This is a genomic window from Clostridioides sp. ES-S-0048-02 (assembly GCF_020658495.1).
Lineage (GTDB): Bacteria > Bacillota > Clostridia > Peptostreptococcales > Peptostreptococcaceae > Clostridioides.
The window spans coordinates 212,158-230,159 of the sequence record NZ_JACVWH010000001.1; the positions used below are offsets into that span (position 1 = coordinate 212,158).

At 29.3% G+C, this 18,002-nt stretch carries 13 protein-coding genes and 1 other annotated feature; all 13 genes read left to right on the forward strand.

Translation table 11 applies throughout. The annotated features are described in order from the left end of the window. The first annotated feature begins 13 nt into the window (after positions 1-13). The 13 genes from IC173_RS01025 (at position 14) to IC173_RS01085 (ending at position 17,999) form a co-directional block, all read left to right on the forward strand. Positions 14-1,597, forward strand: a complete 1,584-nt coding sequence (locus tag IC173_RS01025) for a YifB family Mg chelatase-like AAA ATPase (protein WP_227855040.1) — start codon at positions 14-16, stop codon at positions 1,595-1,597. An 18-nt stretch (positions 1,598-1,615) separates the two neighbouring features. Further along, entirely contained in the window at positions 1,616-2,716 is a 1,101-nt protein-coding gene (gene dprA, locus IC173_RS01030; RefSeq protein WP_227434183.1) for a DNA-processing protein DprA, read from the forward strand. 32 nt (positions 2,717-2,748) lie between these two features. Continuing rightward, entirely contained in the window at positions 2,749-4,836 is a 2,088-nt protein-coding gene (gene topA, locus IC173_RS01035) for a type I DNA topoisomerase (protein WP_227434184.1), read from the forward strand. 163 nt (positions 4,837-4,999) lie between these two features. After that, positions 5,000-5,785, forward strand: coding sequence for a GTP-sensing pleiotropic transcriptional regulator CodY (gene codY, locus IC173_RS01040; RefSeq protein WP_227434185.1), 786 nt, complete (start codon positions 5,000-5,002; stop codon positions 5,783-5,785). A gap of 114 nt (positions 5,786-5,899) precedes the next feature. Further along, the gene (locus IC173_RS01045) at positions 5,900-7,165 is read left to right on the forward strand and encodes a replication-associated recombination protein A (RefSeq protein WP_227855041.1); all 1,266 of its coding nucleotides are present in this window, start codon (positions 5,900-5,902) and stop codon (positions 7,163-7,165) included. Positions 7,166-7,195: 30 nt separating this feature from the next. After that, positions 7,196-7,966 carry a GNAT family N-acetyltransferase gene (locus IC173_RS01050; protein WP_227855042.1) on the forward strand — a complete coding sequence of 257 codons (771 nt, stop codon included), beginning with the start codon at positions 7,196-7,198 and terminating at the stop codon, positions 7,964-7,966. Positions 7,967-8,075: 109 nt separating this feature from the next. Next, positions 8,076-8,525, forward strand: a complete 450-nt coding sequence (locus tag IC173_RS01055) for an RrF2 family transcriptional regulator (RefSeq protein WP_227434188.1) — start codon at positions 8,076-8,078, stop codon at positions 8,523-8,525. Between the two features lie 17 nt (positions 8,526-8,542). Continuing rightward, positions 8,543-9,736: a cysteine desulfurase NifS gene (gene nifS / locus IC173_RS01060; protein WP_227831218.1), complete on the forward strand. Its 1,194-nt coding sequence runs from the start codon at positions 8,543-8,545 to the stop codon at positions 9,734-9,736. Between the two features lie 55 nt (positions 9,737-9,791). Further along, on the forward strand, positions 9,792-10,232 hold the full coding sequence (gene nifU / locus IC173_RS01065) for a Fe-S cluster assembly scaffold protein NifU (protein ID WP_227434190.1): 441 nt from the start codon (positions 9,792-9,794) through the stop codon (positions 10,230-10,232). 326 nt (positions 10,233-10,558) lie between these two features. Further along, a complete protein-coding gene (locus IC173_RS01070) occupies positions 10,559-13,402 on the forward strand; it encodes a cell wall-binding repeat-containing protein (protein ID WP_227855043.1) in 2,844 nt (947 codons plus the stop codon). Between the two features lie 142 nt (positions 13,403-13,544). Then, entirely contained in the window at positions 13,545-14,624 is a 1,080-nt protein-coding gene (gene mnmA, locus IC173_RS01075; RefSeq protein ID WP_227482242.1) for a tRNA 2-thiouridine(34) synthase MnmA, read from the forward strand. Between the two features lie 141 nt (positions 14,625-14,765). Then, positions 14,766-15,010, forward strand: a binding site (T-box leader). A 67-nt stretch (positions 15,011-15,077) separates the two neighbouring features. Continuing rightward, positions 15,078-17,717, forward strand: coding sequence for an alanine--tRNA ligase (gene alaS, locus IC173_RS01080; RefSeq protein WP_227855044.1), 2,640 nt, complete (start codon positions 15,078-15,080; stop codon positions 17,715-17,717). Positions 17,718-17,741: 24 nt separating this feature from the next. Continuing rightward, positions 17,742-17,999 (forward strand): IreB family regulatory phosphoprotein, encoded by a 258-nt coding sequence (locus IC173_RS01085; RefSeq protein WP_003419418.1) that lies wholly within the window; start codon positions 17,742-17,744, stop codon positions 17,997-17,999. Positions 18,000-18,002: the final 3 nt, after the last annotated feature.

Below are 18,002 nucleotides of genomic sequence, written 5' to 3' on the forward strand. Positions count from 1 at the left end.
AAAGGATTATTATATGTTAAGTATTATTAACTCAAGTAATTTAATAGGAATTGAAAGTTTTCTAGTAAAGGTTGAGGTGGATACAAGTAATGGTATACCTAGCTTTAATATTGTCGGTCTTCCAAGTAAGGAAATTAAAGAGGCGAGAGAGAGAGTTAAATCAGCTATTATAAATAGTGGATATAAATTTCCAAATACAAGAATTGTTGTAAATTTATCACCAGCAGATATAAAAAAAGAAGGTGCTTTTTTAGATTTATCAATAAGTATAGGTCTTTTAAGAGGGTTAATAGAAAAAGATGAAAATTATATAAGAGAAAGTATGTTTATAGGAGAATTATCACTAGATGGAAAAATAAGAAAAGTAAGAGGGATATTACCAATAATTATAGGTGCAAAAACCCAAAATATAAAGCGTATTTTTATACCAGTTGACAATATAAGAGAAAGTTTATTTATAGAAGAAATTGATATAATACCTATTAAAAGTTTAAAAGAATGTATAGGGTTTTTAAATGGAGAAATAAAAGTCGATAAAGAAAAAATAATGTCTTTTTTAAATGAAGAAATAGAAACAAATGGGAATTATACATATTGTAAATATCCTGAGTTTTATGATACAAAAGAAAGCAAACATGATGAAGATTTTAAGGATGTTAGAGGAAATTATTTTATAAAGAGAAGCGCAGAGATAGCCGCTGCTGGAAATCATAATATGCTTATGATTGGGCCTCCAGGTTCAGGTAAAACAATGATTGCAAAACGAGTAATAACAATTTTGCCAGATATAAGTATAGAAGAGATGATAGAAGTAAGTAAGGTTTATAGTGTATTGGGTATGATAGATGAAAATAAAGGCATAATCGATAAGAGACCTTTTAGAGCGCCTCATCATACAACTACAAAGCAGTCTTTAATTGGTGGAGGAACAGATGCAAGACCTGGAGAAGTAGTACTAGCACATAGGGGGATTTTGTTTTTAGATGAAATCGCTGAATTTGATAGGAAAATACTTGAGACTTTGAGACAACCTATAGAAGATGGGTATGTAAATATATCTAGAGTAAAGTACAGTACAAAATATCCCTGTAGAGTATTACTAATTGCAGCTATGAATCCATGTCCATGTGGTTATTATATGTCAAATACAGAGTGTAGATGTAGGAGTAATGAAATTAATAAATACATAAATAAAATATCAGGACCATTATTAGATAGGTTTGATATTTTTGTAGAAGTAAATACTGTAAAATATGATGATTTAAATTCATCAAAACAAGAAGAAAGTTCTCAAAAAATAAAGACGAGAGTAGAAAATGCTAGAAAAATACAAATAAATAGATTTAAAGAAGATAATATAAAAAATAATAGTGAAATTAAGGCTTCTAATTTATTAAAATATTGTAAATTAGAAAAAGAAGCTTCAAAAATGGCTAAAGTAATATTTAATAAATATAATTTAAGTAGTAGAAGTTATACAAAACTTTTAAAGATGGCAAGAACAATAGCTGATTTAGAAGGAATAGAGTTGATAAATTCACAGTGTATTATAGAAGCTTTTTCATTTAGAAGAGCTTATTATAGCTATTTTAAATAAGTTTTTGAGGTGTATTTTATGGAGAAAAAAGATATCTATTTATGGTTAAAATCAATTAGTGGAATAACAACAAAAACAATTGAAATAATAGAAAATAATATAGTAAATATTGAAGATATATTTGATTTTTCTGAAAAAGAAATATATAATTTAAAAAATATAAGCTTGAATATTAGAAAAAATATAGTAAAATATAGAGGTCACGCTTATTTAGAAAATATAAAAGAACTACTTTACAAAAAAACAATTAAATATATTTGCCAATATGACGAAGAATATCCTGAAAATTTGAAGAATATATACAATGCTCCAAAGTTATTATTTTACAAAGGTGACATAAGTTTAGTTAATAATAATTTTAATATAGCTATAGTAGGTTCAAGAAAGCCTACAGCTTATGGAATTAATTGTGCAAAAACAATGAGTTGTCAATTGTCTCAATATGGAGTTAATATAGTAAGTGGATTAGCCATAGGAATAGATGCATATTCACATATAGGTTGTATGAATGGAAAATCTAAGACTATAGCGGTTCTTGGTTCAGGAGTAGACAACCCTCTTCCAAAACAAAATTTACATTTATCAAATAAAATATTAGAAAATGGGGGACTATTATTATCAGAGTATAATATTAACTCAACAGTAGCTCCATATCATTTTTCTAATAGAAATAGAATTATTAGTGGATTAAGTGATGGAGTAGTGGTTGTAGAAGCAGCAATACGAAGTGGTGCATTAATAACAGTAGAGTTTGCTCTTGAACATGGAAAAAATGTTTTTGCAGTACCTGGTAATATAAATTCTCAAATGAGTAGAGGATGTCATAAAATTATAAAAGAAGGTGCGAAATTAATTGAAAATATAGATGATATTTTGAATGAGTATAACATATTTAATATTATCAATAAAAAAATAAATCAAAAATATGATAATATAAGTTTAAATGCCAAGTCTAAGCAAATAATTGAAGCTATAAAAAGAGAAGGAAGCTTGCATATAGATAGTATTTGTGATTATACTGGTATAGAAATAAAGTATGTAAATTCAATAATCAATGAATTAGTACTAAATGAGTTAGTAATAGAGATGAATAATAAAACGTACAGTTTAAATGTATAAATTAAGATTAGGTAGTGGGGGTGTGTGGTTTTATGGCCAAAACATTAGTCATCGTAGAATCGCCTGCAAAAGCTAAGACCATAGAAAAATTTTTAGGTAAAAGTCATTATACAGTAAAAGCATCAGTTGGTCATGTTAGAGATTTACCTAAAAGTAAATTAGGTGTAGATATAGAAAACAATTTTGAACCTCAATATATAAATATACGAGGAAAAGGCGATGTAATAAAGGAATTAAAAAAAGAAGCTAAAAAATCTAAACAAGTGTATCTAGCAACTGACCCTGATAGAGAAGGTGAAGCTATATCATGGCATTTAGCTCATATACTAAATTTAGATGAATCTGATGATTGTAGAATTGAGTTTAATGAAATAACTAAAGATGCAATTAAAAAAGCAATTAAGCATCCTAGAAATATTGATATAAACTTAGTAGATGCACAACAAGCTAGAAGAGTATTGGATAGACTTTTAGGATATCAAATAAGCCCTATATTATGGCAAAAGGTTAGAAAAGGTCTTAGTGCAGGTAGAGTACAATCAGTAACAACAAAATTAATTTGTGATAGAGAAAAAGAGATAAAAGCGTTTATTCCAAAAGAATATTGGACAATAGATGTTGAAGCAAAGACAGCAAAAGATAAAGATATAACTTTAAAATTTTATGGCAAGAACGATGAAAAAATTGAATTAGAAAATGAAGATGCTGTTAATGAAATACTAAAAGAAATGGAAGGAAAGGATTTAAAAGTTGAAAAGATAGAATCTAAATCAAGACGTAAATCAGCTCCAAAACCATTTACAACAAGTATGCTTCAACAAGAAGGTGCAAATAAGTTGTTTTTTACTACTAAAAAAACAATGATGATAGCCCAAGAACTATATGAAGGTATAGATATAGAGGGTGAAGGCACTGTTGGTCTTATATCATATATAAGAACTGATTCTAAGAGAATATCTGATGAAGCAAAAGAAAAAGCTAAGAATTATATAATAAGTGACTTAGGTGAAAATTATTATAAAAACCCTGTAGAAAAAAAAGAAAAACCAGACACTAAAAAGGTTCAAGATGCACATGAGGCAATAAGACCAACTTCCGTTGATAGAACTCCTGATAGCATAAAAGCTTCATTGAGTAAAGACCAATATAAGCTGTATAATTTAATTTGGAGAAGATTTATAGCAAGTCAAATGGAGGATTCAGTATTCGATATACTAAATGTAGAATGTAAGGCTGGAGATATTGTATTTAAAGCCACTGGTTCAAAAATGAAATTTGATGGATATACTAAGGTATACAATTTTTCAGAAAGAGAAGATAAGATTCTACCAAGTATAGAAAAAGGAGATATATTAAGTATAGAAAATATATTGCCAGACCAACATTTTACACAACCACCAGCAAGATATACAGAAGCCAGTTTGGTAAAAACATTGGAAGAACTGGGAATTGGTAGACCAAGTACGTATGCTCCAACAATAGCTACTATATTAAATAGAGAATATGTTGAAAAGCAAGGCACAAGTCTATGTCCAACAGAACTTGGAATAATAGTTACTGATATTTTAGAAAATAATTTTCATAAATTTATAGATGTAGATTTTACTGCTGATATGGAAAGTAAGCTTGATGTCATAGAAGAGGGAAATACAGATTGGAAAGAAATTGTATCTGAAGCATATGCACCACTTAAAGAAGCCATTGAAGAAGCACTTGAGAATATAGAAAAAATAAATATGGATGAAGAAACTGATGAAATCTGTGAAAACTGTGGCTCTAATATGGTTATAAAATATGGTAGGTTTGGAAAGTTTATGGCTTGTAAAAACTATCCTGATTGCAAAACGACTAGACCAATTATGAATAAAATTGGTGTTAAATGTCCAAAATGTGAAGAAGGAGAAATTATCCTTAGAAAATCCAAAAGAGGGAAAGCTTTTTATGGATGTTCTAATTATCCAAACTGTGACTTTGTAGCTTGGAATAAGCCAACAGGAGAGTTTTGTGAAAAGTGTGGTTCATATATGGTTGAAAAAGTGACTAAATCTGAAACGAAAACAGTATGCTCCAATAAAGAATGTAACAAAGAGTCAAAAGAGCATAATGACGGAAAAGAGTGAAAATTGAAAAAAATCACATAATTATCTTGAAAAAGGTTCCAAACTATGATAATCTTTCAAGTGTGAACAACTAATATAAAAATAAATTTTCATTAAAAGTGAGAATAATATTAGAAAATATAAAGGTTATTAAAAGGCCTAAATTTCATGAGGAGATGATTAAATGGCAAGTGAAGTATTACAAAAAACAAGAAAAATAAATAAAACATTACAAACAAGTGGTGGAAGCAGTGTCTCTTTTGATTTACTGGCCGGAGCATTAGGAGATGTATTAAATTCTAATGTTTATGTAGTAAGTGCAAAAGGTAAAGTTCTAGGGCTTCATTTAAATGATATTGAAGATAGCTCAGTTATAGAAGACGAATATACTAAGCAAAAAAAATTCTCAGAAGAATATACTCAAAACTTATTAAAAATTGATGAGACACTAGAAAACTTAAATGGTGAGAAGATATTAGAGATTTTCCCTGAAGAACAAGGAAGATTACAAAAATATACTACTGTAGTACCAATATTAGGAAGTGGACAAAGACTTGGAACATTAGTACTTTCAAGATATTCAATGTCATTTAATGATGATGATTTAGTGATAGCTGAATACAGTGCAACTGTTGTTGGTCTTGAGATATTAAGAGCAATAGGTGAAGAATTAGAAGAAGAAATGAGAAAAAAAGCTGTAGTTCAAATGGCAATAGGCACTCTGTCCTACTCCGAGCTTGAAGCAGTTGAACATATTTTTGCTGAATTAGACGGTAAAGAAGGCTTACTTGTAGCAAGTAAAATAGCTGATAGAGTTGGTATAACTAGGTCAGTTATAGTAAATGCACTTAGAAAATTTGAAAGTGCAGGTGTGATAGAATCAAGATCATTAGGTATGAAAGGAACTCATATAAGAATACTTAATGATAAACTTACAGATGAATTAAAAAAATTAAAAAACAATCAATAATCTAAATTTTATAGATTGTGATTAGAAAAGGTATCTATTTCAAATAGATACCTTTTTTAGACGGATTATTGGGATAATAATCATGAAATATTTTTTTTGAATAGGAGTGGGAATATGCCTTTAGCAGATAAAATAAGACCAAAAACAATGAATGATGTAATAGGTCAAAGTCATATAATTGGTAATGGAAAAATACTGTCTAAGATATTACAGACTAATTTTTTGCCAAATATGATATTTTTTGGTCCACCAGGTGTTGGAAAAACTACTGTAGCAGAAATTGTCGCAGAAAAAAGCAATAAAAATTTTTATAAAATAAATGCCACTAATTCATCACTAGAAGATATAAAAAAAGTAATAGCAGAACTTGGAAGTATAAGTAATATAAATGGGGTTTTACTATATATAGATGAGATACAAAGTTTTAATAAAAAACAACAGCAGTCGATATTAGAATTTATGGAAAATGGTAGTATAACTTTGATTGCTAGTACTACAGAAAATCCATATCATTATGTATATAAAGCTCTTCTAAGTAGAGCGACTATATTTGAATTTAAGCCTTTAGAAAAATTAGATATAGAAAAAGGCTTAAGAAGGGCAATTGAAGTTTTAAATGAAGATAGTTATATGGATATTGAATGTAATAATGATGCTATTGAGGATATAGCTATTATCTCTGATGGAGATATGAGAAGGGCTTTAAATGCTTTAGAATTAGTAGTTTATTCAACTAAACCAAATAAAGATAACATAATCTATATAGATTCAGATGTAGTAAAAAAATCTACATTTAATAAAATTATAAACTATGATAAAAATGGTGATAGTCATTATGATATTTTAAGTGCATTTCAAAAATCTATAAGGGGAAGTGACCCGCAGGCATCCATACACTATTTAGCAAGACTTATAAAAGGTGGAGATTTAATCAGTATCTGTAGGAGACTTTTAGTAATAGCTAGTGAAGATATAGGTTTAGCTTATCCAAATGCAGTTGTTATTGTAAAAGCCTGTGTAGATTCCGCTATGCAGCTTGGATTTCCTGAAGCAAAAATACCATTAGCAGAAGCTACTGTTCTTTTAGCTACATCACCAAAATCTAATTCTGCATGTATGGCAATAATGAAAGCATTAGATGAATTAGATAGAGAGTTTGTTAAAGACATACCAAACAGTATAAAAGATGCTCATTATTCTGGTTCTAAAGATATAGGTAGAGGATGTGGATATAAATATCCTCATAACTTTAAAAATCATTATGTAAAACAACAGTATTTGCCAGATAGCATAAAAGATAGTATTTACTACATACCACAAGAAAACAAAACTGAGAAAAATATAAAGAAATATCTAGAATATTTGGATAGCGATTTTTAAGTTGAATTTTATGTATCGGGGGTAGATATTATGATTATAAAGCTTAACTCAAGTTATCATAGTAGAGTTATGAAATATTTAAAAAAAGAACCTGAGTACAATTTATTTATAATAGGGGATATTGAAAGATATGGATATGGAAATAACTTTTTAAATTTATGGGCAGATATAGGTTTAAATGGTGAAATCAGAGCAGTACTACTTAAATATTTTGAATTTATGATGTTTTATTCAGATGGAGAGTATGATGTTGAAGGCTTTTATGAATTGCTTTGTGACACTGATTACGAAGAAATTTCTGGAAAAATAAGTGCTGTAGATGCTTTAGCAAAGCGATTAGGACTTAATAATCTAAAAATAGTTGATTTTTGTAAGCTTCGAACTAAAAAATTTTTAGTTGACAATCATTGTAATGAAAAGGTCAAGAGAATTAGACTTGGAAATCTAAAGAAAACAGTTAGGCTTTATGATTTGATAGATGAATTCCACAGTACAACTTTAGATAGTTTAAAAAATGGTTTAAGAACAGGTAGAGGATATTGTATAGAGATTAACAAAGAAGTAGTATCAATGGCAAAGAGTACATCAGAAAACAGGACTCATGCAATGATAATTGGAGTAGGTACACATCCTAAATATAGAGCTAGAGGGCTTGCTACAAAATGTTTAATTAAACTATGTTCAGAACTTTTAAGAGAGAATAAAATGCCTTGTTTGTTTTATGATAATGAAGAAGCTGGAAAGATATATAAAAAATTAGGATTTGAAAACATTGGAAAATGGGGGATTTATTCAAAATAAAAAAATTAAAATTAATCTTGACAAAATTAGTAGGGTATAATAAAATTATGTTGAAAGTAATTCCTACTAAAACAGTATGAATTAGATTTCTATATAGAGGTGATAATGTATGAAGTTGTCTACTAAAGGTAGATATGGACTAAAGGCAATGTTTGAATTAGCACTAAATCAAGATAATGGACCAGTGTCATTAAAATTTATTGCTAAAAAGCAAAAAATATCGGACCAGTACTTAGAACAAATATTTTCATCTTTAAAAAAATCGGGTCTAGTAAAAAGTGTAAGAGGTGCTCAAGGAGGATATTTGCTTTCAAAGAATGCTGAAGACATAACAGTAGGAGATATACTTGTAGTATTGGAAGGTCCAGTTGCATTATCTGACTGTGTACTAGATGAAGATGTCTGTGAAAACTCAAACATGTGTGTAACAAAAATAGTTTGGGAAAAGATGAAAAAGGGTATAGAAGATGTTATAGATTCAATTACTCTTAAAGATATGATAAATGACTATAACAAAAATAAATTAGAAAATGATATAACAAATATAACTAAAAAATAGATTTGGAGATGAATGTAATGGAAAAAAGAAGATTGTATATGGATTATTCTGCAACAACACCTGTTAAAAAAGAAGTATTAGATGCAATGATGCCATACTTAACAGATTATTTTGGCAATGCATCTAGTTTTCACACATTCGGAAGAGAAGCAAAAGATGCTTTAGATAAAGCAAGAGAACAAGTAGCAGCCCTTATAAATGCTGAACCTAGTGAAATATATTTTACAGCAGGTGGTTCAGAAAGTGATAACTGGACATTAGAGGGTGTAGCTTATGCTAATAAAAATAAAGGTAATCATATAATAACTTCAAAAATAGAACACCATGCAATACTTCATACATGTGAATACTTAGAAAAACATCATGGATTTGAAATAACTTATTTAGATGTTGATAGCGAAGGAAAAATTGATTTAAAACAATTAGAAGATTCAATAAAAGATACTACTATACTAATAAGTATAATGTTTGCAAATAATGAAATAGGAACTATACAACCTATTAAAGAAATATCTGAAATAGCTAAAAAACACAGTATATTATTCCATACTGATGCAGTACAAGCTTCAGGTAATATTCCAGTAGATGTTAAAGAATTAGGAATAGATTTAATGAGTATGTCTTCACATAAAATATATGGACCAAAAGGTGTTGGAGCTTTATACATAAGAAAAGGTGTAAGACTTCATAACTTTGTCCATGGTGGAGCACAAGAAAAAAGCAAAAGAGCAGGTACAGAAAATATACCTGCAATAGTTGGATATGGAAAAGCAGCAGAATTAGCTAAAGCAAATATGCAAAACCATGTTGAGACTTTAACTCGTCTTAGAAATAAGTTAATAGATGGTGTTTTAGAAAGAATACCTTATACAAGAATAAATGGTAGTTTAGAAAATAGATTACCAGGAAATGCAAACTTTGCATTCCAATTTATAGAAGGTGAAGGAATACTTTTACTATTAGATATGTTAGGAATTGCTGGTTCAAGTGGTTCTGCATGTACTTCTGGTTCATTAGACCCTTCACATGTATTACTTGCAATAGGTTTACCACATGAAATAGCACATGGTTCATTGAGACTTACAGTTGGAGATTTTACAACGGATGATGATATAGATTATATATTAGAAAATTTACCAAAAGTTATAGAAAGACTTAGAAGTATGTCACCACTTTACGATGATGCAAAGAAACAAGGATTAGTAAAATAGACAAAATAGATAAGACATAAAAAATAGGCATAAATTAATGTAGGAGGAAAAAATAATGCAATATAGTGATAAAGTTATGGAACATTTTATGAACCCAAGAAATATGGGAGAAATTGAAGGTGCAAGTGGTGTAGGTGAAGTTGGAAATCCTACATGTGGAGATATAATGAAGATATTTTTAGACATAGAAGGAGACATAATAAAAGATGTTAAGTTTAAAACATTTGGCTGTGGTTCAGCTATAGCAAGTTCTTCTATGGCAACTGAAATGATAAAAGGAAAGACTATAAAAGATGCATTAGACCTTACAAATAAAGCTGTTGCTGAAGCTTTGGATGGTTTACCACCAGTAAAAATGCACTGTTCAGTTTTAGCAGAACAAGCTGTAAAAGCAGCACTTATAGACTATGCTAAAAAGAATAATATCCATATACCAGAATTAGATGGATATGTTATAGATGATGCTCATGACCATGATATTGAGGAAGAAGAATAAAATAAGGAATAATTTTCCAAAAAAAGTTTAAAATCATTTTAAAAAAGTGTATAATGGTATAGTAAGATGAAAAATAGCCGTTTTAAAGAAAACGGCTATTTTTTATTGTTAAAACTGCCATTCTAGCCCGTTTTGGAAATTAATGAAATAATAAAAAAATATACACATCCATAATATTTAAACATTAAAAAATATAAAAAATCTCAGCAAATCAATCGTTTACAAGGATTTCATATAAAAATATATTTTCAGAAATTTTTACTTAAAAATGCTATTTTCTTTAAAAAGGCACATTTCAACTAAATACAATATTAGGGGGAACAGTTATGAAAATACCAAAGAGGATAGCAGCAATACTTACTATATCATTAGTAATTAGCAGTGCAACAGCAGGCATATCAAATGCTCAAACAAACAGTGATACACTTAAAGGTTCAGGTAGATGGGAAACTGCCATACAAATAAGTAAAAAAGGATGGGATACATCTAAAAATGTGATATTAGTTAATGATAATACTATAGTAGACGCATTGACTGCAACTCCTTTTGCTGGTTCTAAGAATGCACCAATTCTTTTGACACAAAACAATAAATTAGATGATAGAACTAAAGCAGAAATAATAAGGTTAAAAGCAGAAAAAGTATATTTAATAGGCGGGACAAAAACTTTAGGTTCAGAGGTAGAGACACAATTAAAATCATTAAAAATTGATACAGAAAGAATCTCAGGAAATGATAGATATCAAACTTCTTTAGAAATAGCTAAAAAATTAGATGAGTCTCTTGTAAGAAAAGCAAGTAGTAATATTTCAGAGATAGTTGTAGTTAATGGAGAAAAAGGTCTTGCTGACGCAGTAAGTGTAGGAGCTGCGGCTGCTCAAAATAAAATGCCAATAATTCTTTCTAGTCCAGAAGATGGAATAAAACAATCAAATCAATTTATAAAAGATAAAGGTATAAAAACATCTTATGTAATAGGAGGAGTGCAGTCGATTTCAGAAGCTACAAAAAGCACTTTACCTAGTCCTAAGAGATTATCAGGAAAAGATAGAAATGAAACTAATGCGGCTGTTATAAGTGGATTATATGGTTCAAAAGAGTTGAAAAATGCATATATAACAAAAGATGGTATGAATAAACAAGGAGATCTTATAGATTCATTAGCAGTAGGTTCATTGGCAGCAAAAAATAATACACCAGTAGTTTTAGTTGGAAATAAATTAAATAAAGAACAAGAAAAAGTATTAAATACTAAAAGCTTAAAAACAGTTACACAGGTTGGTGGTTCAGGCAATGAGAATGCTTTTTCTGAGATAAAAAAATCACAATCTACAACAACATATGAAGTTAAAAATATAGAAGAGTTAAAAATAGCTTTAGATAAAGCTGATGCAAATGATGTTATAAATATTAAGCCATCAGGAACTATGTCAAATGATTTATCATTGAGTACTAATAATTCAATTTCTGTAAATTTAAATGGTACATATACAGGTACGATAGTAGTAACTGCTCCAAATGCAGATATAGTAAATAAAGGTACAATAAATAAAGTTTTGGTTAAGGATAGTAAAGGTGGAACAATAATAAATGAAAGTGGAGCAAAAATAGAAAAAGTAGAAATACAAAATAATTCTAGCAATGTTGTAGTTAAAAACAACGGAAAAATAACAAACATAAAAAATGATGCTACAGGAACAAATATAAAAAATGAAGGAACAATAACTGACAAAGTAGAAGGTTCTCAGACTCCAAGTGTAGATGGCACTAAACCAGGTGGAAGTTCATCTGGAGGCTCTTCATCAAGTGGAGGAAGTTCAAGTGGTGGTTCATCTGTAAAAGATAAATTGATAACATCAATAACAGCACTTGATAATTCAATAAAAGTACAAAATGTAGAAAATGGAACAGAATTAAGTAAGTTAAACTTACCAAAAGAGTTATCAGCAACTGTGTCTGGAGTGGCTAATACAAAAGTAGGTGTAACTTGGAAAAGTACACCAGAATATGCTAGCCAAGTAGCAGGAAAGTATATATTTAGTGCAAGTCTATCAAGTGGATATAAGCTATCAGAAGGAGTATCACTTCCAACTATTACAGTAACGGTAGCTGAACCTGCTAAAGTGGAGACAATAAAGATTACTGATACTGATACATTAGAAGAAGCACTTGCTTTACAAGAAGATGGTCAAGTGTGGGAAATAAGTGGACAAATAGATGTTAAAAAGCCAGTTGTTATAGATAAAAAAATAGTTATAAATGGTATTAATAATGCTGAATTGAAAAAAGTTGTAGAATTTACTGATACTAAACCAGGGTACGAAAATATAGTAACAATAGACAGAAAAGATGGTGTGAAAATAAACAATCTAAAAGTAACAGGTTTAGATTCAGACAAATTAAACAAATCAGGAATGCATGTTTATTTATCACAAAATGTTGAATTAAACAATGTAACTTTAAATAATAATAAGGGGGCAGGTTTAATAGTAAATGGTTCATCAGTAATAGCTTCAAATCTTGTAACAAGTGGAAACGGATGGTATGGAGTTAATGTAGAATATGTAAAAGATGATGGAATTGTAAATGAAACTAATGCAAGACTAGATTTAACAGGTGATTGCAATATAAGTGAATATACTCCAATAAAAACTGACAACTATGATAAAGATAAAGTGATTATTAATGGATATGGAGATTGTACATTATCACAAGATTCAAAAACTGCTACTTGGGGTAAAGCTTCTATAACTATAAATGAAAATAATGATATAGCTAATATAACGGAAGAAAATAAAATAGATGAGGATGAAAATGGCAGTATACCTAAGTTTGAAAGTGTAGATGGTAGAACGCCTGTAAAGATTACACTAAATAAAGGCAAAAATGATTATAATAATGTAAGAGTTCAAATAAGTCCAGAAGAAGGTTCAGCAGACTTAGGTGGAATACAACTAATTGCTAAGGATAGCAATGGGAACTGGTTTAACATAGTAAACACAGGATGGGGACCAATGGAAGGTTTTCCATTGCAAGGTGCAACAACAGAAGTTTATCTAGTTGGAAATAAAGAAGGTACTTATAAGGTGAAAATAGAACTAGTTGATGTTAGTAATTCTAATAATATAATAACAGAAACAACAGCGTCAGTAGTGGTAGTTAATAAATAAAAAATTACACTTAAATCTTTTAAAATTACCTAATAATATTATTTTTTTTAGAAAATAGAGCAAGCTATATTTTAAATAAATACAATGCTTGCTCTATATGGTATAATAATAAGTAATGCAAAAGATGAGGTGAAATTTGTTTATGAATAAAAAAGTAATGATAGGTATGAGTGGAGGAGTAGATAGTTCTGTAGCTGCATATCTTTTAAAACAGCAAGGATACGACGTCATTGGTGTTACTATGAAATTATGGCAAGACGATGACGAAGTTGAAAATGAAGGTGGTTGTTGCTCTTTATCAGCAGTTGAAGATGCTAGAAGAGTAGCAAATAAAATAGGAATACCATTTTATGTTCTGAATTTTAGAGAAGTATTTAAAGAAAAAGTAATAGATTATTTTATAGATGAATATTTAGAAGGAAAAACTCCTAATCCTTGTATAGCTTGTAATAAACATATAAAATTTGACGATTTTTATAAAAGAGCTAGACAAATAGGATGTGATTATGTGGCTACAGGTCACTATGCAAAAATAGAAAAAGATGAAGATACAGGAAGATATTTATTAAAAAAATCTGTTACAGATAAAAAAGACCAGACTTATGCACTTTATAATCTTACACAAGAACAATTAAAACATACACTACTACCAATAGGTGATTATGAAAAGGATAGAGTAAGAGAAATTGCTAAAGAAATGGGAATGGCAGTCCATAATAAACCTGATAGTCAAGAAATTTGTTTTGTTAAAGATAATGACTATGCAAATTATGTAAAAAAACATTCTGAAAAGCGTATTGAAGAAGGTTTTTTTGTAGATACTAAAGGAAATGTACTTGGAAAACATAAAGGGATACTATACTATACAATAGGACAAAGAAAAGGTCTTGGAATTACTTTTGGCAAACCAATGTTTGTAGTAGATATAAATCCAATAAATAATACTATTGTCCTTGGAGACAACGAAGAATTATTTAAAAAAGAACTTATTGCAAAAGATGTTAACTTTATATCAATAGACAAACTAGAAGAGCCATTAAGAGTTCAAGCAAAAATAAGATACTCTGCAAAACCATCACCAGCTACTATTTATAATGTTGGAGAAAATACTATTAAAATAGTATTTGATGAAGCTCAAAGAGCTATTACAAAAGGTCAATCTGTTGTAATGTACGATGGAGATATTGTAGTAGGCGGAGGAATAATAGAGAAAAGTTTATAAAAATATCTAAGAAACTTATAAAATAAGTAATATAGTCTATAAATCTAAAACAAAGTTTATAAAATAAATTTATTGTATATTAAAATATAGTATTGATTAATTTTGTAAAATTTAGTAATATAATTATTATATTAATTAAAAACAAATACAGTGATAAGGAATAGTAAAGTATTTGATGTCTTACAGAGAGAGGGAACATGCTGAAAGCCCTTAGAATAAAATATTTGAAGCAGCCTTTTAGTAGCAATTTTGAACAATGTACCTTGAATTAACAAGGTAGATTTAAGTAGAGATTGACGGTAGTTACGTTATAGCTAAGGTTTTCCGAAGATATCATAATTTTTTATGATAATTAGGGTGGTACCGCGATTGTCCTCGCCCCTATAAATTTATTTATAGGGACGAGGTTTTTTATTTAAACGAAAAAATATAATTTATTAGGAGGAACATAATATGGAAAAGATGGGACTAAACGAGATAAGAAGTAAGTTTTTAGAATTTTTTGAGTCAAAAGGTCACTATGTAGCAGATAGCTATTCTTTAGTACCAAACAATGACAAGAGTTTATTGCTTATAAACTCAGGTATGGCACCTTTAAAAAATTATTTTTCAGGTGTAGAAGTACCTCCAAGTTTAAGAATGTGTACATCTCAAAAATGTATAAGAACTGGAGATATAGAAAATGTAGGTATAACTGCAAGACATGCTACTTTTTTTGAAATGATGGGTAACTTCTCATTTGGAGATTACTTTAAAAGAGAATCAATTAAATGGGGATGGGAATTTGTCACAGAATGGCTAAGTATCCCAGAAGATAAAATATGGGTAACTGTATATGAAGAAGATGACGATTCTTATGATATATGGGCAAAAGAAATGAATTTCCCAGAAGAAAGAATGGTTAGACTTGGTAAAGATGATAACTTCTGGGAGATAGGTACAGGTCCTTGTGGTCCTTGTTCAGAAATATATTTTGATAGAGGAGAAGAATATGGGTGTGATAATCCAGACTGTAAACCAGGCTGTGACTGTGACAGATACCTAGAATTTTGGAACCATGTATTTACTCAGTTTGATAGAGATGAAGAAGGAAACTACAGTTTATTAGAAAGTAAAAATATAGATACAGGTATGGGCCTTGAAAGAATGGGATGTATCATGCAAGGTGTGGACACTATCTTTGAAGTAGATACTATTAAGTCTATATTGGAAGCAGTTGAAAAGTTAACAGGAGTAAAATATGGAGTAAATCCAAAAAATGATATATCAATAAGAATAATAACTGACCATATAAGAGCTGTGACATTCTTAGTTAGTGATGGAGTACTTCCATCAAATGAGGGAAGAGGCTATGTTCTTAGAAGACTTCTTAGACGTGCTGCTCGTCATGGTAAACTATTAGGTGTAAAAGAATTATTCTTACAAAAACTGATAGATGAAGTCATAAAGGTAAATGATAAAGCATATCCAGTTTTAGTTGAAAAAGAAAGTTATATTAAAAAAGTTGTTGGAATAGAAGAAGAAAAATTCAATGAAACTATAGACCAAGGAACAGAAATATTGAACTCATATATAGAAGCATTAAAGAATGAAGGAAAAACTGTTTTAAGTGGTCAAGAAGCCTTTAAACTGTATGATACTTATGGATTTCCTATAGACTTAACTAAAGAAATTTTGGAAGAAGAACATTTATCTGTAGATGAAGAGTCTTTCAATGAAGAAATGGAAAAACAAAAAGAAAGAGCTAGAAATGCTAGAGGAAATATGGATGGAGAAAGTTGGAAGGAAGACCCTCTATCAAAATTAGAGTCTACTATAGATAGTATGTTTAATGGATATAGTGAATTATATGGTGAAGGAATTATTGAAGCTATAGTTGAAGAGGATGAATTAGTTCAAAATGCAAAAGAAGGTGATAAAGTATCTATAGTACTAGACAATACTACTTTCTATCCTGAAGGTGGAGGACAAGTTGGTGATTGTGGATTAATAACCAACGAAAATTTAGTAGTGGAAGTATTAAATACTAAAAAAGGTGCTAATAATAGTATAAAACATATAGGTATAATAAAATCAGGAAAAATAAGTAATGGAGATAAAGTAAAGACATTAGTAGATAGAGATGTTAGAATGTCTGCTGCAAGAAACCATAGTGCTACACATTTACTTCATAAAGCACTAAAAGAAGTATTAGGAGAGCATGTTAATCAAGCTGGTTCTTTAGTTACTCCAGATAGATTAAGATTTGATATTACTCACTTTGAAGCTATATCAAATGAAGAATTAAAAGTTATAGAAGAAAAAGTAAATAATGTTATTTTATCATCTTTAGACATAAAATGTGATATTATGAATATAAAAGAAGCAAAAGAAAAAGGAGCTACAGCACTATTTGGTGAAAAATATGGTGATGAAGTAAGAGTAGTTTCTATGGGAGATTATTCTACAGAACTTTGTGGAGGAACTCACTTGACAAATACTTCTCAGATAGGAATGTTTAAAATATTGTCTGAAGGTGGAGTAGCAGCAGGAGTAAGAAGAATAGAAGCAATAACAGGAAAAGCTGTTTATGAATACTTAAAAGAAAAAGAAGGAATTATATCTGAAGTTTGTGTAAATTTAAAATCTAAAGAAGATAATTTAATTCAAAGAATAAGTTCTTTATTAGAAGAAAATAAAAATTTATCTAAAGAATTACATGATATAAAGACTAAAATGAGTTTACAATCAGCTGATTCTATTTTTGATTCTAAGCTTGAAGTAAATGGAGTTAACTTAATAACTAATAAATTTGAAGGTATGGATATGGATACACTAAGAGAAACAGCAGATAATTTAAGAGATAAGCTTGGCTCTGGTGTAGTAGTATTGGCAAATGTAGTAGATGATAAAGTTAACTTTGTAGTTACTGCTACTAAAGATGTGTTAGATAAAGGAATACATTCAGGGAATATAGTTAGAGAAGTTGCAAAAATAGCTGGAGGAAAAGGTGGAGGAAGACCTAATATGGCACAAGCAGGAGCTAGTGACATATCTAAGGTTGACCAAGCTCTAAGCTATGCAAGTGAGGTTATTAAGACACAAGTTAAATAACATTCACTTAAGGAGGTTTTTAGTTTGGAAAAAGATTTAGACTACACTATGAAATTTGAAGGAATACCAGAAGATAGAATGAGTGTGGGAGATACGATAGATTTTGTATATAAAGCACTAGTTGAAAAAGGATATAACCCTATAAATCAAATTATAGGGTATCTCCTTTCTGGCGATTCTAGTTATATAACTAGTCATAAAAATGCAAGAGCTATAATTAAAAAATTTGAAAGAGATGAGATACTTGAAGAAGTAATCACGCACTATCTGAATAGAAAGTAGGTC